Source organism: Aquariibacter albus (assembly GCF_014145335.1).
GTDB lineage: Bacteria > Pseudomonadota > Gammaproteobacteria > Burkholderiales > Burkholderiaceae_C > Aquariibacter > Aquariibacter albus.
Window position 1 is genome coordinate 1,405,380 of record NZ_JACIVI010000001.1, and the last position, 21,929, is coordinate 1,427,308.

22 protein-coding genes are annotated in these 21,929 nt (G+C 74.8%); 10 read left to right on the forward strand and 12 right to left on the reverse strand.

The window, feature by feature from the left end; translation table 11 throughout:
* Position 1 precedes the first annotated feature (1 nt).
* Both H4F90_RS06460 and H4F90_RS06465 read right to left on the reverse strand, forming a co-directional pair.
* The gene (locus H4F90_RS06460; RefSeq protein WP_182662536.1) at positions 2 to 1,111 is read right to left on the reverse strand and encodes a hydantoinase/oxoprolinase family protein; all 1,110 of its coding nucleotides are present in this window, start codon (positions 1,109 to 1,111) and stop codon (positions 2 to 4) included.
* Positions 1,105 to 2,133 (reverse strand): ATP-grasp domain-containing protein, encoded by a 1,029-nt coding sequence (locus tag H4F90_RS06465; protein WP_182662538.1) that lies wholly within the window; start codon positions 2,131 to 2,133, stop codon positions 1,105 to 1,107. Before H4F90_RS06465 ends, H4F90_RS06460 begins: the two co-directional genes overlap by 7 nt.
* A 42-nt stretch (positions 2,134 to 2,175) precedes the next feature.
* On the opposite strand from H4F90_RS06465, the gene H4F90_RS06470 reads away from it, so the two are divergent.
* The 8 genes from H4F90_RS06470 (at position 2,176) to H4F90_RS06505 (ending at position 11,570) form a co-directional block, all read left to right on the forward strand.
* Positions 2,176 to 2,937 (forward strand): HisA/HisF-related TIM barrel protein, encoded by a 762-nt coding sequence (locus H4F90_RS06470; protein WP_235971970.1) that lies wholly within the window; start codon positions 2,176 to 2,178, stop codon positions 2,935 to 2,937.
* Between the two features lie 336 nt (positions 2,938 to 3,273).
* Positions 3,274 to 4,647 (forward strand): molybdopterin-binding domain-containing protein, encoded by a 1,374-nt coding sequence (locus tag H4F90_RS06475; RefSeq protein ID WP_182662539.1) that lies wholly within the window; start codon positions 3,274 to 3,276, stop codon positions 4,645 to 4,647.
* The gene (locus H4F90_RS06480) at positions 4,644 to 6,347 is read left to right on the forward strand and encodes a formylmethanofuran dehydrogenase subunit A (RefSeq protein ID WP_182662541.1); all 1,704 of its coding nucleotides are present in this window, start codon (positions 4,644 to 4,646) and stop codon (positions 6,345 to 6,347) included. Before H4F90_RS06475 ends, H4F90_RS06480 begins: the two co-directional genes overlap by 4 nt.
* A complete protein-coding gene (fhcD, locus tag H4F90_RS06485) occupies positions 6,344 to 7,324 on the forward strand; it encodes a formylmethanofuran--tetrahydromethanopterin N-formyltransferase (protein ID WP_182662542.1) in 981 nt (326 codons plus the stop codon). The genes H4F90_RS06480 and fhcD overlap by 4 nt, the downstream gene beginning before the upstream one ends.
* A complete protein-coding gene (locus H4F90_RS06490; protein WP_182662544.1) occupies positions 7,321 to 8,181 on the forward strand; it encodes a formylmethanofuran dehydrogenase subunit C in 861 nt (286 codons plus the stop codon). The genes fhcD and H4F90_RS06490 overlap by 4 nt, the downstream gene beginning before the upstream one ends.
* A 131-nt stretch (positions 8,182 to 8,312) precedes the next feature.
* Positions 8,313 to 8,846, forward strand: coding sequence for a formaldehyde-activating enzyme (gene fae, locus H4F90_RS06495; protein WP_182662546.1), 534 nt, complete (start codon positions 8,313 to 8,315; stop codon positions 8,844 to 8,846).
* 10 nt (positions 8,847 to 8,856) lie between these two features.
* Complete coding sequence (locus H4F90_RS06500) at positions 8,857 to 10,878, forward strand: chorismate-binding protein (RefSeq protein ID WP_182662548.1); 2,022 nt, start codon at positions 8,857 to 8,859, stop codon at positions 10,876 to 10,878.
* Positions 10,879 to 10,907: 29 nt separating this feature from the next.
* The gene (locus tag H4F90_RS06505; protein ID WP_268911850.1) at positions 10,908 to 11,570 is read left to right on the forward strand and encodes an HAD family hydrolase; all 663 of its coding nucleotides are present in this window, start codon (positions 10,908 to 10,910) and stop codon (positions 11,568 to 11,570) included.
* Between the two features lie 19 nt (positions 11,571 to 11,589).
* Here the strand turns inward: H4F90_RS06505 and H4F90_RS06510 are convergent, their stop codons facing one another.
* The 4 genes from H4F90_RS06510 to H4F90_RS06525 all read right to left on the reverse strand — a co-directional run bounded on the left by H4F90_RS06510 (position 11,590) and on the right by H4F90_RS06525 (position 14,423).
* Positions 11,590 to 12,336: a DUF599 domain-containing protein gene (locus H4F90_RS06510; protein WP_182662550.1), complete on the reverse strand. Its 747-nt coding sequence runs from the start codon at positions 12,334 to 12,336 to the stop codon at positions 11,590 to 11,592.
* 22 nt (positions 12,337 to 12,358) lie between these two features.
* On the reverse strand, positions 12,359 to 12,943 hold the full coding sequence (locus H4F90_RS06515) for an NADPH-dependent FMN reductase (RefSeq protein WP_182662552.1): 585 nt from the start codon (positions 12,941 to 12,943) through the stop codon (positions 12,359 to 12,361).
* Positions 12,944 to 13,074: 131 nt separating this feature from the next.
* Positions 13,075 to 13,626 (reverse strand): flavodoxin family protein, encoded by a 552-nt coding sequence (locus H4F90_RS06520; RefSeq protein ID WP_182662554.1) that lies wholly within the window; start codon positions 13,624 to 13,626, stop codon positions 13,075 to 13,077.
* Positions 13,627 to 13,721: 95 nt separating this feature from the next.
* Positions 13,722 to 14,423 carry a pirin family protein gene (locus H4F90_RS06525; RefSeq protein WP_182662556.1) on the reverse strand — a complete coding sequence of 234 codons (702 nt, stop codon included), beginning with the start codon at positions 14,421 to 14,423 and terminating at the stop codon, positions 13,722 to 13,724.
* Positions 14,424 to 14,595: 172 nt separating this feature from the next.
* Here H4F90_RS06525 and H4F90_RS06530 point away from each other — a divergent pair, with 172 nt between their 5' ends.
* Both H4F90_RS06530 and gluQRS read left to right on the forward strand, forming a co-directional pair.
* A complete protein-coding gene (locus H4F90_RS06530; protein ID WP_182662559.1) occupies positions 14,596 to 15,576 on the forward strand; it encodes a LysR family transcriptional regulator in 981 nt (326 codons plus the stop codon).
* A gap of 10 nt (positions 15,577 to 15,586) precedes the next feature.
* Complete coding sequence (gene gluQRS / locus H4F90_RS06535; RefSeq protein ID WP_182662560.1) at positions 15,587 to 16,585, forward strand: tRNA glutamyl-Q(34) synthetase GluQRS; 999 nt, start codon at positions 15,587 to 15,589, stop codon at positions 16,583 to 16,585.
* A 75-nt stretch (positions 16,586 to 16,660) separates the two neighbouring features.
* Here gluQRS and H4F90_RS06540 read toward each other — a convergent pair whose 3' ends face one another.
* From H4F90_RS06540 to orn, 6 genes are all read right to left on the reverse strand, one after another.
* Positions 16,661 to 17,500 (reverse strand): phosphate ABC transporter ATP-binding protein, encoded by an 840-nt coding sequence (locus tag H4F90_RS06540; RefSeq protein ID WP_220486050.1) that lies wholly within the window; start codon positions 17,498 to 17,500, stop codon positions 16,661 to 16,663.
* A 9-nt stretch (positions 17,501 to 17,509) separates the two neighbouring features.
* Positions 17,510 to 18,382 (reverse strand): phosphate ABC transporter permease PstA, encoded by an 873-nt coding sequence (gene pstA, locus H4F90_RS06545; protein ID WP_182662562.1) that lies wholly within the window; start codon positions 18,380 to 18,382, stop codon positions 17,510 to 17,512.
* Positions 18,383 to 18,403: 21 nt separating this feature from the next.
* Positions 18,404 to 19,327 carry a PstC family ABC transporter permease gene (locus H4F90_RS06550; RefSeq protein WP_220486051.1) on the reverse strand — a complete coding sequence of 308 codons (924 nt, stop codon included), beginning with the start codon at positions 19,325 to 19,327 and terminating at the stop codon, positions 18,404 to 18,406.
* Entirely contained in the window at positions 19,314 to 20,138 is an 825-nt protein-coding gene (locus tag H4F90_RS06555) for a phosphate ABC transporter substrate-binding protein (protein WP_182662566.1), read from the reverse strand. Before H4F90_RS06555 ends, H4F90_RS06550 begins: the two co-directional genes overlap by 14 nt.
* A gap of 10 nt (positions 20,139 to 20,148) precedes the next feature.
* Complete coding sequence (locus H4F90_RS06560; RefSeq protein WP_182662568.1) at positions 20,149 to 21,207, reverse strand: methyltransferase domain-containing protein; 1,059 nt, start codon at positions 21,205 to 21,207, stop codon at positions 20,149 to 20,151.
* Positions 21,208 to 21,298: 91 nt separating this feature from the next.
* Positions 21,299 to 21,880, reverse strand: a complete 582-nt coding sequence (gene orn, locus H4F90_RS06565; protein ID WP_182662570.1) for an oligoribonuclease — start codon at positions 21,878 to 21,880, stop codon at positions 21,299 to 21,301.
* Between the last annotated feature and the right edge of the window lie 49 nt (positions 21,881 to 21,929).

Sequence of the window (21,929 nt, forward strand, 5' to 3'; positions counted from 1 at the left end):
CTCAGTTCTCCTCGTCCGCAAGGGCCAGCTGCGCCACCGCCAGGCTGGGCGCGGCGACGCTGGCCCAGGCCGCTTCCCCGGCCAGCGGCGGCGCGCCGGCGGGCCAGGGCTGCGGCCCGGTCGCGGCCAGCCGCCACAGCGGGCGGCCCCGCGCCACGGCCAGCGCCTGGGCCAGGAAGGCACCGCAGCCGGCCGCCACGATCGGCGCCTGCGGCGGCAGGCCGTGGGCCGATACCAAGGCATCGAGCGGCCCGGTCAGGCGTTCGAGCTGGCGGGCGCGGAAGGCGGCGGCCAGCGCCTGCCAGGCCTCGGCCGGCAGCTCGGCCGCGTCGCGCCCGACCATGCGGGCCAGGCGCTGGCGGCTGCCGGCCACCTCCTTGGCCCCGCCGTCGGCAGCAGGCTGCTGGTCGTGGGCGGGATCGAGCATGCCCAGCAGGCGGTAGACGTCGGCCGTGGTCGCGAAGAACTCGTTCATCAGCCCGGTCTCGCGGCCGGCCACCGGCAGGCTGGGCCCCAGCGCGCAGAGCGGCGTGCGGACCACGCCCTGGTAGACCAGGGCACCGCTGTGCAGGCGCTCGGCATCGCTGGCGCCGGCCTCGACGAGGCGGCCGGCGCGCAGCACGATCAGGTCGCTGGTCGTGCTGCCCACGTCGATGAGCAAGGCCTCGGGCAGGGTGCGCGCCACCCAGGCGGCCGTGGCCTGCCAGTTGGCCGAGGCCACGTCGGCCCAGCGCCGGCCCGCCTGCGCGGGCTGGCACCAGCGCCCCGCCGGCCCCTCGCCGGCATAGACGCGCAGCGGGCCCCGCAGCCGGGCGGCCAGGTGGGCCACCAGGGCCTGCACACCCGCGGCGCGGTCGGGAAAGGCATCGACCATCTCGCCGCTCATCGTCAGGGCATGGGCACCCTCGGGCAGATCGGGCCATCGCGTGCAGGCCGCGTCGAGGGCGGCATCCAGCGCGGCCAGGCCGGTCCACAGCGGGCAGGGCCACTGGCCGACCTCGACCCGGCCGGCCGCATCGAGCCGGGCGATCTTGAGGTGGGCACCGCCCACGTCCCAGCCGTGCAAAGCACGGCGCGGCGCCGGGCTGGCGGTCAGGGGAGCCTTCAGCATGCGGCCCCCTCGGACACCGGAGGACGAGCTCCGGCCGGGGCGTCGGGCCCCAGGCCGAAATCGGCCAGCACGGCGCGCAGCAGCGCACGGCGCCGGGCGGGCGGCAGGCCGACGTAGGCGCTGGTCAGGCGCGGGTTCAGCTCCAGGCCGACCAGGCCGCGCTGCGGCGAGAGCACGGCATCGATGCCGACGAAGCCGGCCAGGCCCGGCAGCGCGGCCACCGCCCGGGCGGCCCAGGCCGCCCAGGCCGGGCGGCGCGGGTCGGCATCGAGCGCGCCGCTGTCGACCGGGCCCAGCTCGGCCACCGCCAGACCGTCGGCCGCCCGCCAGTGCAGGCGCTGGCGGTTGCAGGCCAGCAGCTCGGGCGCGCCACCGTCAGGCGGCACGCGCAGGGAGAAGCTCAGGGCCTCGCCGGCGATCCAGGGTTCGACGCGCACCGCCTCGCCGGCCGCGCGGCGGCGGGCGGCCTCGGCCTCGGCCGCCGCACGGCCGGGGTGGCGGTGGGTGAGCAGGCCGCCAGCCCCGTCCTCGGGCTTGACGATCCAGGGCGCATCGGCCGCGGCCTGATCCGGGGCGGGCGTCTCCAGGCCGGCGGCGGCCCAGGCCGCCAGGGTCAGGCCCTTGGAGCTGGCGCGGCGGATGGCCTCGGGCCTGGGGCCGATCCAGCGCGCCCGGCCGGCGGCGGCCACCGCCTCGGCCCAGGCCAGCAGCTCGCCGCCGCACTCGGGGGCGATGGCCCAGACGGCGTCGTGGCGGGCGGCGGCTCCGCGCAGCCGGGCGAGCGACGAGACAGCGGCCGGCGGCGCCTCGCCACCAGGGCGTGGGGCTTCGTCGGGGCCCAGCGCCAGGATGGTCTGCAGACCAGGCAGGGTGGCGAGGTCGGCCGCCAGGGTGTCGCGCATCGCACGGCCCTCGGCCTGCATCGCGAGGGCATCGGGCCCCGCGTCGGCGGGCAGGCCGGCAGCGCTCAGCGCCTCCTGCAGCCACAGCCGGGCCGGCGCGGCCAGGGGGGGGGACCGCAAGCTCAAGGTCGCCCTCCGGTCCGGCTGCGGTAGGGTCGGGCCATGAGCCCGCCACTGCGCCTGATACCCGTGATGGACCTGCGCGCCGGCCAGGTGGTGCGGGCCCGGCGCGGCGAACGCGCGACATACCGGCCGCTCAGCGGCTCGGCCCTGGGCGCGGGGCCCGAGCCGCTGGACTGCGCCGAACGCCTGCTGGCCGCCTGCGCCAGCCGGGTGCTGTACCTCGCCGACCTGGATGCGCTGCAGGGCGGCGCCCCCCAGACCGCCGTGATCGCCCGCCTGCTGCGCGCCCTGCCCGGCCTGACGCTGTGGCTGGACGCGGGCTTCCGCCGGCCGGCCGAGGTGCAGGCCCTGGCCGAGGCGCTCGACTGCCCCCGGGCCGGCGGGGCACCGCTGGCGGAAGCCGCCCGCCCGGGCTTGCGGCCGGTCTGGGCCAGCGAGGCCCTGCCCGATGCCGCCGCCCTGCAGGCCGCGCTGCCCGACGCCGCGGCCCGCGCCGCCGGCCTGCTGTCGCTCGACCGGCGCGGCGACACGCTGCTCGACCCGGCCGGCTGCTGGGGCCGCCCCGATACCTGGCCCGACAGCCTGATCCTGATGACGCTGGAGCGCGTCGGCAGCGGCGACGGCCCGGACCTGGCCCTGTTGCGCCGGCTGCATGCGGCCACCCCCGGCAAGCGCTGGATCGGCGCGGGCGGCCTGCGCGGCCCGGCCGATGCCGAGGCGGCCGCGGCCGCCGGGGCCTCGGCCTGGCTGGTCGCTTCAGCCTTGCACGAGGGACGGCTGGGCCCGGGGCGGAGCGGCTGAGAAGGGGACAGTTCCGGCGGCATGACGCGACTGAAACAGGAAGCATGCCGGCCGGGCGAGGGCCGACCCTGAGGCCCTGGAGTGGAGCGCGTCCGCCCCCGGGGCGCATCGGGGTAAAACTCCCGGCCCGGGGGCAAGCCCGGGGCAAGAATCGCGGCGCCACAGCGTCGGCCGCCGCGACCGGTCCCCGGCTCGGCCGGCCGGCGACGGCTCAGCCTGCGCCGGGCAAGAGACGGTGCGTGACAGCCCGTCTCCGCGCTGGCCGTGCGGCGGGGCCCGCTTGGGCTGTCGGACGGCCCGGCAGCCGGGCACATCGCTTGCGAACCCTGCCTCCCGATGAGCACTTCCTCCGCCTCCTTCCCGCCGGTCGATCGGCCCTGGATCAGCCCCTGGACGGCCCTGCTCGATGCCGACCAGCGCCTGGCCCGCGCCGCCGACGGCACGCTGGCCCTGGCCGCCGACACGCCCGCGCCCTGCCCGGTCACCGCCGCCGCCCTGGCCCTGCGCGCCGCACGGCGCGATGCGCCACGCGGGCCCACGCTCGACGGCCAGCCCCTCGACGCCGCCACCGCCCACGCCACCGCCGCACGCTGGCTGGCCCAGGCGCGGCAGCCGCTGATCGCCGGCCTGGCCGCCGATGTGGACGGCCAGCGCGCGCTGTTCCGCTTGGCCGCGGCCTGCGGCGCGGTCAGCGACCCGGTCGGCGGCGCCGCCTGGGCCGAGGCCCTGATGGCCCTGCAGGACCGTGGCCAGTTCACCACCACGCTGTCGGAAGTGCGCGAGCGGGCCGACCTGCTCCTCTTCCTCGGCAGCACGCCCGAGGCACGCCTGCCCTCCTTCCTGCGCCGCGCCGGTCTGGACGGCGCGCCGAGCCGGGCGGCCCACGCCGGCTCGGCCTGCCCCGTGCCGGCCGGCCGCAAGCTGCGGGTGCTGGGTGCGCCGACGGGCGAGGCCCTGGCCGCCCTCGGCGCCACGGCCCTCGGCGCCACGGCCCTCGAAGGCGCGGACCTGGGTGAGCTGGACCTCTTCGACGCCCTGGCCCAGCTCAATGCCCTGGCCGCCGGCCGCGTGGCGCGCGATGCCACCCCGGCCCTGCAGGCCCTGGCGGCCGAGCTGCAGGCCGCGCAGTACGCGGTGCTGGTCTACGAACCGTCCAAGCTGCCGGCCCAGGGCGGCCTGCTGATCGAGGCGGTGCAGCGCCTGGTCGGCACGCTCAATGCCAAGGGCCGCGCGGCCAGCCTGCCGCTCTCCGGCCACCACGGCCTGGCCACCGCGCACTACGCGCACACCTGGCTCAGCGGCCTGCCGCTGCGCACCCGCGTCGGCCCCCTGGGCCTGGAGCATGAGCCGCGCCGGCACGATGCCAGCCGCCTGATCGCCACCGGCGGCGCCGACCTGCTGCTGTGGGTCGCCGCCTTCGGCAACGAACCCGCCGCACCGGCCGCCGCCGGCCTGCCGCGCATCGCCCTGGTCCCGCCCGGCGCGCCGGTGCCCGAGGGCACGGGGCCGCTGCTGGTGATCCCGGTCGGCACGCCCGGCCTGGACCATGCCGGCCACCTCTTCCGCAGCGAGGGCACGACCGTGCTGCACCTGCCGGCCGGCGACCCGAGCGAGCTGCCCCCGGTCGGCACCGTCGTCGCGGCCGTCGCCGAGGCGATGGCCGGCGCGTCCGCCCCCTCTTCCCCGCACGCAGCCAAGGCCCCCGCATGAGCGCGTCCTCCCCCACGATCCGCATCACCGGCGCGCGCGTCGTGGATCCGGCCCGGCCCGGCGCCAGCGCCGTGCGCGAGGTCGGCATCCAGGACGGCCGCCTCGTCGAACTGCCCGCCGGCCAGCCGGCCGACCAGACGATCGACGCCAGCGGCCACACCCTGATGGCCGGTGGCATCGACCTGCACAGCCACATCGGCGGCGGCAAGGTCAACCTGGCCCGCCTGCTGCTGCCCGAGGACCACCGCAGCCATTTCGAACCCCTGCCCCTGCCCGAGAACGCGCTGGAGCTGCCCTCCTGCGGCAGCTGCACGCCCGGCACCCTGGCCACCGGCTACCGCTATGTGGAGATGGGCTACACGGCCGCCTTCGAGCCGGCCATGCTGGCCGCCAATGCGCGCCACACCCATCTGGAGATGGGCGACACGCCCATCCTGGACCACGGCGCCTATGTGATGGCCGGCAACGACGAGCTCTTCCTGCGCCTGCTGGCGGAGGGCCGCGACTTCGAGACGATCCGCGACTACCTGGGCTGGACGATCCACGCCAGCAAGGCCCTGGGCGTGAAGGTGGTCAACCCCGGCGGTATCTCGGCCTTCAAGTTCAACCAGCGCAAGCTGGACGTGGACGAGGGCCACCGTCATTGGCAGGTCACGCCGCGCCAGGTCGTGCAGACCCTGGCCCGCGCCCTGCACGCGCTGAAGGTGCCGCACCCCCTGCACATCCACGGCAGCAACCTGGGCGTGGCCGGCAACATCGAATCCACGCTGGCCACGATCGACGCGCTCGAAGGCCTGCCCGGCCACCTGACCCACATCCAGTTCCACAGCTACGGGACCGAGGGGCCGAAGAAGTTCTCCTCCGCCGCCCTGCGCCTGGCCGAGGCGGTCAACCAGCACAAGAACGTCAGCATCGACGTCGGCCAGATCATGTTCGGCCAGACGGTGACCGCCTCCGGGGACACCATGCGCCAGCATGCCAACGCCGGCCTGGCCGACCCGCGCAAGTGGATCGGTGCCGACCTGGAAGGCGAGGCCGGCTGCGGCGTGGTGCCCTTCAAGTACCGCGAGCAGAGCTATGTGAACGCCCTGCAGTGGGTGGTGGGGCTGGAGATCTTCCTCAGCATCGAGGACCCCTGGCGCGTGGTGCTGACTACCGACCATCCCAACGGCGGCCCCTTCACCAGCTACCCGCACCTGATCCGCCTGCTGATGGACCGCGCCTTCCGCGAGGAGCAGCTCGCCAAGCTGCACCCCGACGTGGCCGCGAACTGTGCGCTCAAGGAGATGAAGCGCGAGCTGACGCTGGAGGAGATCGCCATCATGACCCGCAGCGCCCCGGCCCGCCTGCTGGGCCTGAAGGACCGGGGGCATGTGGGGGTGGGCGCGGCCGCCGACCTGGCGATCTACCGCGACGACCCCAACCCCGAGACCATGTTCCGCACCCCGGCCTGGGTCTTCAAGGACGGGCAGCTCGTGGCGCGTGAGGGCCGCATCGTCGCCGCCCCGGCGGGCGGCACGCACTTCGTCGAGCCCGAGTACGACCGCGGCATCGAGAAGACGCTGCGCACCCACTGGGAGGACCACCTCGGCACCGAGCTGGCCAGCGTGCCCATCGGCCACGACGAGCTCTGCGCCTGCTGCCGCGGCGGCCGCCTGCTGCCGGTCGAGTGCTTCAAGCTTCAGGAGGCCGGCGCATGAGCGAGGCCCAAGTCCAAACCCCCGCGCCGCTGGTGGTCAACGGTGTTGGCATCGACGACAGCTTCGCCGAGGCCTTCCCGATGCGCGCCACGCGGCTCATCGTCACCGCGCACACCGCCACCTGGGCGATGCATGCCGGCGCCGCCGCCACCGGCTTCGCCACCAGCGTGATCGCCTGCGGCGCCGAGGCCGGCATCGAGCGCGTGCTCGGCCCCGAGGAAACCCCCGACGGCCGGCCCGGCCTGGCGCTGCTGATCTTCGCGATGAGTAGCAAGGAACTCGCCAAGCAGCTGGAGCGCCGCGTCGGCCAGTGCGTGCTGACCTGCCCCACGACGGCCGTGTACGCCGGCCTGCCGAGGGACGCCAGCCCCGACACCCTGCCCCTGGGCAAGAACCTGCGCTTCTTCGGCGACGGCTGGCAGATCAGCAAGATGATCGACGGCGTGCGCTACTGGCGCATCCCGGTGATGGACGGCGAATTCGTCGCGCAGGAGAGCACGCCCATGCTGCGCGCCGTGGGCGGCGGCAACCTGCTGTTCTGCTGCACCGGCACCGACGAGGCCCTGGCCGTGTCCGAGGCCGCGGTGGCCGCGATGAAAGCCGTGCCCGGCGTGATCATGCCCTTCCCCGGCGGCGTGGTGCGCTCGGGCTCCAAGGTCGGCAGCAAGTACCCGGCGCTCGGCGCCTCGACCAACGATGCCTACTGCCCGGCCCTGATCGGCCTGGCCAAGAAGACCGAGCTGACGCCCGAGGTGCGCTGCGTGATGGAGATCGTGATCGACGGCCTGAGCGAAGCCGCGGTGGCCCAGGCCATGCGCGTGGGCATGCAGACCGCGGTGGACCACGGCGCGGCGCGTGGCGTGCTGCGCATCGCCGCGGGCAACTACGGCGGCAAGCTGGGGCCCTACCTCTTCCATCTGCGCAAGATCTGGCACGAAGGCGCGGCCGGTGCAGCCGGACAAGGAGCGCGCGCATGAGCCGCATCACCCTGAGCCCGCGCCAGGCGCCCGCCGACGACACCGGCCTGCGCCTGGACCTGCGCCGCATCCACCCCGCCGCCTGCGCCGGCCTGGACGCGGCCGGCGTGGCCGCCCTGCCCGTCTGGCAGGGCCGGCAGGCCGCCGCGCTGGGCGATTTCTTCGACGTCAGCCTGGCCGACGACGGCGCGACCGAGCCGACCCTGGTGGTGGCAGGCGGCGCCGCCCGCTGCGACCGCCTGGGCTGGTGCATGGACGGCGGCACGCTGCTCGTGCACGGCGAGGCGGGCGACTTCTTCGCCGCCGGCCTGCTGAGCGGCCGCGTCACCCTGCACGGCTCGGCCGGCCTGCAGGCCGCGATGGGCCTGCGCGGTGGCAGCCTGGTGGTGCACGGCAACCTGGGCGACTACGCCGCCGGCGCCCTGCCCGGCGCGATGGACGGCGTGCGCGGCGGCGTGATCGTCGTGCACGGCTCGGTCGGCGCGCGCTTCGGCGACCGCATGCGGCGCGGCGTGGCCATCGTGGGCGGCGATGCGGGCGACTTCTTCGCCTCGCGCCTGGTCGCCGGCACCCTGGCCCTGGGCGGCCGGGCCGGCGCCCATGCCGGCTACGGCCAGCGCCGCGGCAGCCTGCTGTTCGCCGGCCCGGCGCCGACGCCGCCGGCCACCTTCGTGCCCACCCGGCACACGGCGGACGTGGCCTGGCAGCTCATCGCCCGCGACGTGGCGCGGCTGGCCCGGGCCCATGGCCTGGACGCCGGCTCGCCGATCCATGCCCTGCCGCAGCGCCAGCCCAGCCGCTGGGCCGGCGACACCGCCGCCGACGGCCGCGGTGAATGGTGGCTGGCCGGCGCCTGAGCCCCGGGCTGCAGGCCCCCTTTCCCGGACAGGCCCTGCCCCACGCGGGCGGGGCCCGGTCCCTTATGCTGCCGCCCCGTCGGGGCCGGCCGCTCATTCCCCCGCCCCCCTGAACCGCCCCTGGAGACCCCATGAGCCAGCCCTACACCTTCCACGCCGGTGAAGCCACCGTCCTGGCCGCCGACGGCCAGTTCACCGACGCGATGCCCGAGATCCTGATCGGCCGCACCGACGGCCCGGTCGGCGCCGCCTTCGCGAACATGATGGCCCAGAGCAAGGGCCACACGGCCATGTTCGCCATCCGCGCCTGCAACCAGATGGTCCGCCCGGCGACCATCACCGTGCCCAAGGTGACGCTCAAGGACAGCGCCAACATCGACCTCTTCGGCGGCGTGGTGCAGGCCGCCACCGCCGATGCGGTGATCGACTGCGTGATCGAAGGCGTGATCCCCAAGGCCGTGGCCAACGAGCTGTGCATCATCAGCCTGGTCTGGATCGATCCGCGCTGCGCCAAGGATCCGAACCTGGACAAGAAGGATATGTACCGCACCAACTACGAGGCCACCAAGCTGGCCATCCGTCGTGCCCTGCACAACGAGCCCTCGATCGACGAGCTGATCGCGAACCGCCACGCCATCAAGCACGACATGGACGACTGGTCCTGATCCGCCGCGCATGAACCCCACCGTCTTCGCCCTGCTGGACGACCGCGAGTCCACCCCGGCGCGGCCGACGAGCCGGCTCTACACCGGCTTCGTCCGCGAGCACCGCTGCGAGGATGCGGCCCTGCTGGACGCCGTCTGGGCGCAGGTCGAGGCCGACCAGGCCGCCGGCCTGCAGGCCGTGCTGCTGGCCGATTACGAGTGGGGCGCCCAGCTCGTCGGCGCCGGGCATCGGCCGCCCGAGCCGGGGCAGCCGCCCTGGGCGCTGCGGGTGCTGATGTTCGAGCGCCTGGAACGGCTCTCGCGCGAGGCCGCCGGCGACTGGCTGGTCGCCCAGGAAGCCCGCGAGGATGCGGCCACGCCCTGGGGCGTGGCCGCGCCCGGCGGCGGCCCCCTGGCCGAGTCGCCCGGCCCGGCCGGCATCACCGGCTTGCAGGGCAGCCTGGACCGGGACGCCTTCCACCGCGACATCGAGACCATCCGCGAGGCCATCCGCAAGGGCGAGACCTACCAGGTCAACTACACCTACCGCCTGCATTTCGCGGCGCATGGCACGCCGGCCGCGCTCTACCGGCGGCTGCGCGCGCGCCAGCCGGTGCGCTATGGCGCCTACCTGGCGCTGCCGGCGGTGCCGGGCTTCGCGGGCGCCGGCCCCAGCCATGTGCTGTCCTGCTCGCCCGAGCTGTTCGTGCGGATCGACGGCGGCCGCCTGATCGCCCAGCCCATGAAGGGCACGGCGCGCCGCGAGTTCATCCCCGAAGGCGACAGCGAGACCGCCCGCGGCCTGCACGAGGACGTGAAGAACCGCGCCGAGAACCTGATGATCGTGGACCTGCTGCGCAACGACCTGTCGCGCATCGCCGAGGTCGGCACGGTCAAGGTGCCGGCCCTGTTCGCGGTGGAGGCGCATGCCACCGTCTTCCAGATGACCTCGACCATCGAGGCCCGCCCGCGCGCCGGCCTGACGATGCCCGAGCTGCTGCGCGCGCTCTACCCCTGCGGCTCCATCACCGGCGCGCCCAAGCACCAGACGATGAAGCTGATCCGCAGCCTGGAGGGCACGCCGCGCGGCCTCTACACCGGCGCGATCGGCTGGTTCGAGCCACCGGCGCCGGGCGCGAGCCTGGGCTCGGGCTGCCTCTCGGTCGCGATCCGCACGCTCACGCTGGACGCGCCGCGGGCCGACGGCCTGCGGTCCGGCCGCCTGGGCATCGGCGCAGGCATCGTGCTCGACAGCGAGCCCGAAGCCGAATACCAGGAATGCCGCCTGAAAGGCCGCTTCCTCACCGGCCTGGAGCCCGGCTTCACCCTTTTCGAGACCCTTCATGCCACCCGGCGCGAGGGCATCCGCCACCGCGCGGCCCACCTCGACCGCCTGGCCCGCAGCGCCGACGCCCTGGGCTTTGCCTTCGACCGCGCGGCGGCCGAGGCGGCGCTCGATGCGGCCCTCGGCCTGGGCCCGACCCGCCTGCCCGCCGAACTGGCCGGCAGCGCCCTGGCCGAACCCCCGCCGCCCGACGAGGCCGGACGCCTCGACAGCCCGCGCCGGCTGCGGCTCGATCTGCACCCCAGCGGCCGGCTCGACACCCGCAGCGCCACCCTGGCCCCGCTGCCCGCGGCCCTGCACGATGCCCAGGGCCGCATCCGCCTGCGCCGCGCCGCGCTGGCCCTGCCCGACCTTCCGCACCCCCTGGCCGCGCACAAGACCAGCCGGCGCCAGCACTACGACGACGCGGTGCGCGCCGCCGAGGCCGCGGACGCCTTCGACGCCCTTTTCTTCACCGCCGACGGCCGCCTGGTCGAGGGCGGGCGCAGCAGCGTCTTCGTCCAGCTCGACGGCCGCTGGTACACCCCACCGGTGGCCGACGGCGCCCTGCCCGGCGTGATGCGCGCCGCCCTGCTCGCCGACCCGGCCCTGGGGGCCCGCGAACGCTCGATCACCGCCGCCGAACTGGCCCGGGCCGAGGCGCTGATCGTCTGCAATGCGCTGCGCGGGGCGCTGGCGGCGGTGTTCGAGGATGGAGCCGCGCTCTGAACCCGCAAGCCCCCTGGCCCGGCCTGGCCCTGTTCGACCTGGACCACACCCTGGTGCCCTTCGACACCGGCATGGCCTGGACGCAGCACCTGATCGCCCAGGGCGAGCTGGAAGCGCATTACGCCGACGACTACCTGGCCGCCTGTCAGGCCTATGTGGCGGGCACGCTGGACATCCTGGCGCTGCACCGGCGCATGGTCGGCGCGATTGCCGGCCATCCGCGCCCGCGGCTCGATGCGCTGCGCGCCACCCTCGCCGAGGGCCTGCAGGCACGGGTGCCGCAGGCCACGCGCGATACGGTGGCAGCGCACCGCGCCGCCGGCCATGCCTGCCTGATCGTGACGGCGACGACGCGCTATGTGGCCGAGGCCTTCGCGCCGCTCTTCGGCATCGACACGGTGCTGGCCACCGAGCCGGCGGTGGATGCCGCCGGCCGCTGGACCGGCGAGGTCGAGGGCGAGCCCTGCTTCCGCGCCGGCAAGATCCGCCATGTCGAACGCTGGCTTGAGGCTCGGGGCCTGAGCCTGGCCAGCGCCGGGCCGAGCTGGTTCTACAGCGATTCCATCAGCGACCTGCCGCTGCTGGAGGCGGTGGATCACCCGGTGGCCGTGCGGCCCGATGCCCGCCTGGCCGCGCTGGCGGCCGAGCGCGGCTGGCCGATCCGGCGCCTGGACGGAAGCGACCCGGCCTGAAGCCGTCGGGGGCGCGCGCTCAGCGCCCGGGCGGCACGGCGCTGGCCGAGCGCAGCAGGGCCAGCACGTCGGAGTGGAACTCGCGGCGGTAGAGGATCCAGATCACGCCCGCGGTGGCCGCCGCGAAGACCAGGGGCGAGAAGAACCAGCCGATGGCCGCGAAGCTCATGTAGTAGGCCCGCAGGCCGTCGTTGAAGGTCTCGGCCGCCAGGCCGGCGACGCGGCCGGCGCGCTCGCCGAAGCCCTCGCGCAGGGTCTGGGCCTCGGCCTCGTCCATCGCATTGAACTGCCGCAGCTCGGGGGTGGTGGCCACCAGCATGGCGGCGAAGCTGTACTGCCGCATCGACCAGGTGAAGCGGAAGAAGGCGTAGACGAAGATGCCGGTCAGCAGCAGCAGCTTCAGGTCGAAGACCAGGGCGGTGGTGCGGGCGGCGAAGGGGATTTCCTGCACCAGGTCGCTGGCCTTGTCGCCGGCGCCCAGCACGGCCAGCAGGCCGCCGAGGATCAGGATGGTCGTCGAGGCGAAGAAGCTCGCGCTCGACGAGAGGCTCTGCATGACCACGCTGTCGATCAGGCGCACCTCGCGGAAGGTGGACTGCAGCATCCACTTGCGGCGGATCAGGTTGGTGGTGCCGAGGATGGAGGGCTTGCGCTCGGCCCGGCGCTTGGCAAAGAGCGCGTAACCCACCCAGGCGACGAAGAAGCTGGCCAGGACCAGCCAGTCGGCCCAGGGCAGCAGGCCGAGAACCTTGAAGGCCGGCGACATGGCGGGTGCGGCGGGCAGGGCCTCAGGCGGCCGGGTTGCGCAGGGCCGTGGCGGTGGCGCGCAGCTCGGCGAGCACGGCATCGAGCGCCTCCAGGCGCGCGGCCTCGGCCAGGCCGCCGCCGGCCTCGAAGGCCTTGCCCGCCCCGCCCAGCGCGAACTGCGAAGGCAGGACCAGGAAGCCCAGATTCACCGCCAGGAAGTTGCGCAGCACCAGCAGGCCGCGCAGGCCGCCCAGCGTGCCGGGCGAGGCCGAGACCATGGCCACCGGCTTGCCCTGCGCCGCCGCCTTGAAGCCGGGGCGGCGGCTGGCCCAATCCAGGGCATTGATCAGCAGCGGGGTGGGGAAGGCGTTGTATTCGGGGCTGGCGATGAGCAGGGCATCGGCCGCGGCCAGGGCATCGACGAGCGCCTGGGCGCCGGCCGGCTGGCCCTGGGCGGCTTCCAGGTCGCCGTCGTAGATCGGCAGGGCCAGGGCGCCGAGGTCGAGGCGCTGGGGCTCGGCCCCGGCCTCGTGCAGGCGGGCGGCGGCCACGTCAAGCAATCGGGTGTTGAAGCTGTCGCGGCGGGCGCTGCCGCTGATCAGCAGGATGCGCAGGGGGGCGGTCATCGGGGGGGCTCCGGGGGGCGGATCGGGTCGTCGGGTGCAGAGTCTCGCCGAGTCGGGGCCGGGTCGGCGGCGAAGGCCGATCCCGTCCCCTCCGGCCGGCCCGGCCCGCAGGCGGGCGGGGCCCCGCAGGCTCAGCCCCGGGCGGCGGTGCTGGCCTTCAGGCGCTCGCCGAAGGCCCGGGCGGTGGCCAGGTCGCCGGGCACCATCTCGTCGGCCGAGGCGTCGGAGGGCGTGGTCGTCATCAGGCCGGCGAAGGAGGCCACGTAGTTCAGGCTGTCGCGGGTGGCCGCCTTGTTGTTGCTCGGCATCAGGCCGCTGCCCACCCACAGGCCGCCGTGCTGCATGGCCAGGGTGATGAAGTAGTGCAGGGTCGAGTGCTTGTCGCCGTTCATCGAGGCGCTGTTGGTGAAGCCGGCGAAGAGCTTGTCCTTCCAGGCCTGGGTGAACCAGGCCTTGCTGCTGGCGTCGGCGAACTTCTTGAACTGCCAGCTCACGCTGCCCATGTAGGTGGGCGAGCCGAAGACGATCATCTTGGCGGCCTGCAGCTGCTCCCAGCCGCCGGCGGGCAGTTCGCCCTGGGCATCGAGGGCCAGCAGGCTGGCGCCCGAGCCGGCGGCGACGGCCTCGGCGATCTTGGCGGTGTGGCCGTAGCCGGAGTGGTAGACGATGACGATGTCGGACATGGGGAACTCCTCGGGGCGGGGGGGAAGGGGACGGGGGGGAAGGCGGCCCCGCCCGGCACGGGGCCGGACGGGCAGAGGCTCAGGGGCTCAGGGGCTCAGATCGCCGCGAGGTCGAAGACCAGCACTTCGGCATCCTCGCCGGCGTCCAGGCGCAGGCTGGATTCCTCGGCCAGGCGCAGCGCATCGCCCGCCTGCAGGCGCTGGCCGTTGACGGTGAGGGCGCCGCGGGCGAGGTGCACATAGGCCAGGCGGGACGGGTCCAGCGCCAGGGTGGCGGCCTCCTCGCCGTCGAACAGGCCGGCATGCAGGCGCACATCGGCCTGCACCTGCACGGCGCCCTCGCCCGCCACGCGGCCGGCGATCAGCGCCAGGCGGCCGCGCTTGGCTTCGGCCGGCACATGGGTCTGCTCGTAGCCCGGGGCCAGGTTGCGGCTGTGCGGCAGCATCCAGATCTGCAGCAGGTGGGTGGTGGTGTCGGCGGCGTTGAACTCGCTGTGGCGCACGCCGGTGCCGGCACTCATGCGCTGCACGTCGCCGGGGCGGATGGTCTCGCCGTTGCCCATGCTGTCTTCATGCGCCAGGGCGCCCTGCATCACGTAGGTGACGATCTCCATGTCGCGGTGCGGGTGCATGCCGAAGCCGGTGCCGGGCGCGATCCAGTCCTCGTTGATGACGCGCAGATTGCCCCAGCCCATGTGGGCCGGGTCGAAGTAGTCGGCGAAGGAAAAACTGTGGGCGCTCTTCAGCCAGCCGTGATCGGCATGGCCGCGTTCGGCCGAGCGTCGCAGGGTCATCATGGCGGGGCTCCTTTCGGGGTGGGCACCGGGGCATCCGGTGACGATGGGAGAACTGTAGGCAGGCCCCCCGCCGCCAGGACTGCGCGCGCTTGATGGCCCCGTTCAAACGGCTTGAAGGCATGAGAATCCCGCCACCCCCTTCTTCCCTGCCCCCGCCCCGCCCTGCCCGACGATGAGCGACCGCCGCCACGCCCTGAGCCCCGAAGCCCTGACGATGATGGACGCCATCGCCCGCAGCGGCAGCTTCGCCGCGGCGGCGCGCGAGCTGGGCAAGGTGCCTTCGGCCCTGACCTACAGCGTGCGGCAGCTGGAGGACGCGCTGGACGTGCTGCTCTTCGATCGCAGCTCGCGCCAGGCCCGCCTGACCGCCGCCGGCGAAGAGCTGCTGCGCGAGGGCCGCCGCCTGCTGACCGAGCTGGACGCGGTGGCCAATCGCGTGCGCCGCGTCGCCACCGGCTGGGAGACCCAGCTCACCCTGGCGCTGGACGGCATCCTCGCGCCCAGCGCGATCTACGACCTGGTCGAGGCCTTCTACGCCCTGCGCCTCACCCCGGCCGGCGGCGGCGCGGCCGCGGCCCCGCCGACCCGGCTGCGCATCCGCAGCGAGGTGCTCTCCGGCACCTGGGAGGCCCTGGTCACCGGCGAGGCCGACCTCGCCATCGGCGGCGCCTTCGACCCCGGCAGCCAACCCGGCCTGCAGGTTGCGCCGCTGGGCGAGATCGCGATGTGCTTTGCCGTCGCGCCGCACCACCCGCTGGCCGCCGCGGCCGAGCCGCTGACGCCGGAATGCATCGGCGCGCACCGCATCGTCGCGATCGCCGACACCGCCCACCGCATGACCCCGATCACCACCGGCGTGCAGCCCGGCCAGGACGTGCTGACCGTGCCCAGCCTGGCCGCCAAGCTCGAAGCCCAGCTGCGCGGCCTGGGCTGCGGCTGGATGCCCGAGCCCCTGGTGCAGCGCCATGTCGAGGCCGGCCGCCTCGTGCTCAAGGCCACCGAGACGCCGAGCCGCCGCATCCGCCTGCACTACGGCTGGCGCAGCCCGGCGCAGGGCCCGGTCGGCCTGGGCCTGCAATGGTGGCTGGACCAGCTCGCGCAGCCTGTGACCCGCCGCGCGCTGCTGGAGCGGCACGCCGGCCTGCTGCTGTGAGGCTCGGCGCATGAGCCGCTTGTCCGGCGTCGGCTACGTCGGCCGCTTTGCGCCCTCGCCCACCGGGCCGCTGCATGCCGGCTCGCTGGTCGCGGCCCTGGCGAGCTGGCTCGATGCGCGCGCCCACGGCGGCCAGTGGCGGCTGCGCATCGAGGATGTCGACACGCCGCGCTGCCCGCCCGGCGCGGAGGCCGAGATCCTGCGCCAGCTCGACGCGCTGGGCCTGCGGCCCGACGTGCCGCCCAGCCGCCAGTCGCAGCACGGGGCGCGCTATGCCGCGGCGCTGCAAGCGCTGGTCGCGGCCGGTCGGGCCTACCCCTGTGACTGCACGCGGGCACAGATCGCCGCGGCGCAGGCGGCGCGTTTCGGACCGCCGCAGCGCCATGTCGAGCGGCCCTACCCCGGCCGCTGCCGACCGGGGCCCGACGGTGGCGCGGCCGGCAAGGCCGGGTGCCCCTCGCACCGGCTGGCGGGGACCGGGGCCGGGTCTCCCCCCGCCCCGGCAGCCGATCCCGGCACGCGCCCGGTGGCCTGGCGCCTGCGCCTGCCCGACGACGCGCAGCTGGCCTGGACGGACCGCCGCCTCGGCCCCCAGCGACAGGACGTGGCCGCGGTCTGCGGCGATTTCGTGCTACGCCGGGCCGACGGCCTGTGGGCCTACCAGCTCGCCGTGGGGGTGGACGACGCGGCCGAGGGCATCACCCACATCGTCCGCGGCGAGGACCTGGCGGACAACACGCCGCGCCAGATCCTGCTGCAAGCCGCGCTGGGCCTGCCGACACCGGTCTATCTGCACACGCCGCTGGTGCGCGGGCCCGACGGCGAGAAGCTGAGCAAGCAGCACGGCGCGCCCGGCCTGGCGCTGCGCGATGCAGCCGGGGTGATGGGCGCCCTGCAGGACGCCGGCGCCGTGCTGGGTCTGGCCCTGCCACCCGGCCCCTGGACCGGCACCGCGGCCGACTGGCTGGCCGCGGCGGTGGCCGCCTGGCGCGATCGCCCCGGGGCCTGAGCCGGTGGGACCGGGCGCCGCTGGCGGGCTTGCCGGGGCGTCCCGGGCGGCTGCGGCCCGGCGGACGCGCGGGGTTCAGCCCCGTGCGCCGGAGAGGTAGGCCGCCGTCAGCGCATGCTCGGGCGCGTCGAACAGGTGGCTGCCCTGCTCGACCAGCTGGCCGACCTGGCCCTGCAGCCAGAAGAAGGCGGCGTAGTTCGCGATGCGGCGCGCCTGGGCCAGGTTGTGGGTGACGATCACCACGGTGTAGCGGCCGCGCAGGCGGACGATGAGATCCTCCACCACGGCCGAGGCCAGGGGGTCGAGCGCACTGCAGGGCTCGTCCATCAGCAGCACCTCGGGCCGCAGCACCAGGGCGCGGGCCACGCACAGGCGCTGCTGCTGGCCGCCGGACAGGCCCAGGGCCGGCGCGTCCAGGCGCCCGGCCACCTCGTCCCAGAGGCCGACATCGCGCAGCGCGGTCTCGATGCGGGCCTCGCGCTCGCTGCGCGCGGCCACGCCGTGCTCGCGCAGCGGCAGGTCGAGGTTGCGGCGGATCGAGAGCGGAAAGGGATTGGGCCGCTGGAAGACCATGCCGATGCGGCGGCGCAGGGCCAGCAGGTCCAGCGCGGGGTCGAGCAGGTCCAGGCCGTCGAAGCGCAGCCGGCCGCTGACGCGGGCGCCGGGGCTCAGCTCGCTCATGCGGTTGATCGTGCTCAGGAAGCTGGTCTTGCCGCAGCCCGAGGGGCCGATCAGGGCGGTGATGCAGCCGCGCGGGATGTCCAGGCTGACGCCGGCCAGCACGGTGCGCGGGCCGTAGGCGACGGCCAGCTCGCGCACCTCGATCAGGGTCTCGGGCCGGCAGCAGGGCCGGCCCAGCTGGACCTGGCCGAGGGTGTGGGGCGGCGCGGGCATCTCGGCAGGCAGGGCAGACATGGCAGGCGCTCAGGCAGGGCCCAGTCGGCGCCGGACCCAGCGGTCCGAAACGCGCAGGGCCGCGAGGTTGAGGACGAGGATGAGCGCGACCAGCACCAGCGCGCTGGCCTGGGCGGCGCGGTCACCGCCGCTCACGTTCATGGACAGCTCGTAGATGTGCACGGCCAGCGAGCGGCCCGAGTCGAGCAGCGAAGCGGGCATGCGGTCGGCATAGCCGCTGGTGAAGAGCAGCGCGGCGGTCTCGGCCGTGGCGCGGCCCAGGCCCAGCATCACGCCGGCCAGCAGGGCCGGCGCGGCCGCCGGCAGCAGCACATGGCGCAGCGCGGTGCTGCGGCGCAGGCCCAGGGCGGCGGCGCCGCGACGCCAGTCGGGGTCGACGGCCTGCAGGCCGGCCTCGGCGCTGCGGATCAGCAGGGGCAGGATCATGCAGGCCAGGGTCAGGCCGCCGGCCAGCAGCGAATAGCCCAGCCAGGGCCCGAACAGGGCATGGCCGGCCAGGCCGAAGACGATGGAGGGCACGCCGGCCAGCACGTCCAGGCTGAGCCGCAGCGCCCGCGCGGCCGGGCCGCCGAGCCGTGTGAACTCGACCAGCCAGACCGCCGTGGCCAGGCCCAGCGGCAGGGCCACGGCCAGCGCGATCAGCACCAGGGCCAGGGTCGAGACCAGGATGGGCGCGATGCCACCGGCCCGGCCCGAGGCGCGCGGTTCGCTGAGCAGGAAGTCCCAGGAGAGGTGGCCCAGGCCCTGCACCGTCAGGTCCAGCAGCAGGGCCAGCAGGGCGGCGAGCAGGGTCCAGGCGGCGGCGCGGATGCCGAGATCGAACAGGCCGTCCTTGAGCCGGGCGCGGCGGGTGGCGCGGGGACGGGCGATGGCGGCAGGCATGGCGACTTCGTCCCCGCCGTCTCAGCTCAAGGGCCGCAGTGCGGCGGGGGCATCCGCCCCCGGCAAGGTCTGCACGCGGCCGGCGCGCAGACCGCGGCCGGCCAGCAGGCCCAGGCCGGCCAGCAGCAGCACCAGGGCCGTCAGCAGCAGGCCGGCGGCATAGAGGCTGGCGCGGTGCAGGCCCTCGGCATAGGCCATCTCCAGCGCGATGTTGGCGGTCAGCACCCGCAGCGGATCGAACAGGCCGGTGGGCCAGGCCACGACATTGCCGGCGACCATCAGCACGGCCAGGGTCTCGCCCAGGGCGCGGGCCAGGGCCAGCAGCAGGGCGGCCCACAGGCCGGACCGGGCCGCCGGCAGGGCCACGCCCAGCACGATGGCGCGGCGGCTCAGGCCCAGGGCGGCGGCGCCTTGCAGCACCGACCGGGGCACCTGGGCCAGCGCGGCGCGGGCCAGCAGGGCCACGGTCGGCACGATCATCAGGGCCAGCACCAGCATGGCGGCCAGCAGGCTGGCGCCGGGCGGCTGCCAGCGGCCGATCAGCGGCACCAGCACGGTCAGGCCCCAGAGGCCGAAGACCACCGAGGGGATGCCGGCCAGCAGGCCGATCCCCAGGCGCAGCAGCTGGGCCGTGCGCGGGCCGGCCAGGAACTGGTCATGGATCGCGCAGGCCAGGCCGAAGGGCGCGGCCAGCAGCAGGGCGCCGCCGGCCGCGGCGGCGCTGGCGGCGATCATGGGCGAGATGTCGAAGCGCCCCTCCAGCGGATACCAGCCGCCCGGCCCGCCGCCCAGGCCCAGCAGACCGCCCAGGCCGGGCGCCTGCGGCCCGGCCAGCACCGGCCCCGCCTGGACCAGCAGGTGGGCGACGATGCCGATCAGCAGCACGCCGCTGAGCAGGGCCAGCGCGCCCAGCGCCCGGCCCAGGCCGCGCTCAGAGCGGGACAAAGAACTGCTCCCGCACCAGGTCGTGCACGGCGGGCGAGCGGGCATAGGCCAGGAAGCGCGCGGCCAGGCCGGTGGGGGCCTGGGCGCTGACGAGGTTCAGCGGCCGGCTGATCGGGAAGCGACCGCGCTGCACCTCGGCCACGGTGGCCGGCACGCCGTCCATGGGCAGCAGGCGGATGGGCGTGCCCAGGCCGGCCTCGAATTCGGCGCTGCCGATCGAGACGTAGCCGATCGCGCCCGGATTGCCCGCCACCGTCTTGAGGCCCTGGGCGTTGTCGCCGATCACCACCTGCGGCTTGACCGCGCTGTTGACCAGGCCGAAGTGCTGCAGGAAGAGTTCCTGCGTCGAGCGGCCCTCGGCCTTGTGGACCACGCTGATCGGCCGGACCGGGCCGCCCACCGCCGCCCAGTCGCGCACCTGCCCGGTGTAGATGGCCTGCACCTGGGCCGCGCTCAGCGCCGCCACCGGATTGCTGCGGTGGACGATGAGCCCGATGCCGTCGCGCGCCAGGGGGTAGGCCAGCAGCGCGGCCTCCTCGGGCTTGAGCGCGCGCGAGACCATGCCGAAGGCGACCCGGCCCTGGCGGGCATCGGACAGGCCGCGGCTGGAGCCGCCGGTCTGCACCTCGATGCGCACGCCGGGGTTCAGGGACTCGAAGCGCTTGGCGATCTCCAGCACCAGGGGGGCGACGGTGCTGGAGCCGCTCAGCAGCAGGCGGTCCTCGGCCTGCGCGCGCAGGCCGGCCGGGCGGCCGGCGAGCAGGGGCGCCAGAAGGCCTGCGGCCAGCAGGCGACGGCGCGAAGGCAGCATCGCACGCCCCTCAGCAGCAGGCCCCGGCGGCGCCGGAGCCGGCTGCCGCGGGGTCGAAGGGCATGCTGCTGCCGCAGCCCTCGAAGAGGCCGAAATGGCGCGAGAAGTCGCCGATGAAGTCAAAGTGCGGCGCGAAGCGGGTCCCGCGCAGCATGTGCCAGGTGTTGCCGCAGACCGGGAAGACGCGGCCGGTGGCCAGGTCGTGGTGCTTGTCGAGCACGAAGCGCTGCGGATGCTCGGGCACGGTGCCGCGGTAGACCACGGCCTGGCCGTAGTCCTCGCAGGCACTCTCCAGCGCCTCCAGCTTGAAGAGGCGGTAGGTGGCCGAGAAGAAGCGCAGCGGCGCGGCGCGGGCGGCCAGGGCCGGGTCGGTGATGTCCAGCGGACGGTCCTCGACCAGGCGCGGGTCGGCAAAGCCATGGCGCTGGGCCAGGCGCAGGAAGTCGTTCCAGTACAGCGCGCCGCCCAGGCATTCCCCATAGAGCACGGCATCGTTGCGCACGGCCTCGGGCACGCGGCGGTCGGCGTAGACGTCGGAGAAGTAGAACTCGCCGCCCGGCTTGAGCAGGCGCTGCACGCCGGCGAGCACGGCATCCTTGTCCGGCGAGAGGTTGACGACGCAGTTGGAGACGATGACGTCGAAGCTGCCCGGGGCGAGGTCGAGCTCGTCGAGGCGCTCGATGTAGCCCTGCACGAAGCGGACGTTGTCGTAGCCGAAGAGCGCGGCATGGTGGGCGCGGTGGCGCTCGGCCACGGCGAGCTGCTCGTCGGTCATGTCGACACCGACCACCTCGCCGCGCGGGCCGACGAGCTGGGCCAGGGCATAGACATCGCGGCCGGCACCGCAGCCCAGGTCGAGCACGCGGCAGCCCTCCAGCAGCGGCGGGCAGACCAGGCCGCAGCCGTAGTAGCGGTCCAGCACCTCGGGGTGGATGCGGGCCAGCAGGGGCCGCAGCCAGATCGGCACCGCGCTGGCATCGCAGCAGGCGCTGGTCTTGAGATCGGCCGTGCCCTGGAGCTGGCGGCCGTAGTAGTCCTTGACCTGGTCTTTGACGTGTTCCTGCTGCATGGTGGCTGGGGGGCGAAGGGGTGGACGGGAGTCGAGCAAGCCGGCGCGGACACCGCGTGACGGCCCAGGGTCGGCCGGGCCCGCGCAATCCTTACAGGGCCAGCAGATGCTGTCGGTAGTAGGCCAGCTCGTCGATGGATTCGTGGATGTCGGCCAGTGCGGTGTGGGCCTGCTGCTTCCTGAAGCCTTGGAGGATGGCGGGCTTCCAGCGCTTGGCCAGCTCCTTGAGCGTGGACACGTCGAGGTTGCGGTAGTGGAAGAAGGCTTCCAGCTTCGGCATGTCCTTGGCCAGGAAGCGGCGGTCCTGGCAGATCGAGTTGCCGCACATGGGCGAGCCGCGCTCGCCGATGTAGGCCTTGAGGAAGGCGATCACGGCGGCCTCGGCCTGGGCCTCGTCGACGGTGGACGCCCGCACGCGGTCGATCAGGCCGCTCTTGCCGTGGGTGCCCTTGTTCCAGGCGTCCATGCCGTCGAGCACGGCGTCGCTCTGGTGGATCGCGAAGACCGGGCCTTCCACGCGCACGGTGAGCTGCGCGTCGGTGACGACGACGGCGATCTCCAGGATGCGGTCGTTCACCGTGTCGAGGCCGCTCATCTCCAGGTCGATCCAGATCAGGTTGTCGGCCTGCTTCGGCAGGCTGGGCAGGGCGGGGAGGTCGGTCGGGAGGCTCATCGGCAGGACGGGAAGACGGGACGTTTTACGGGTGGGCGCGACGGGTGGA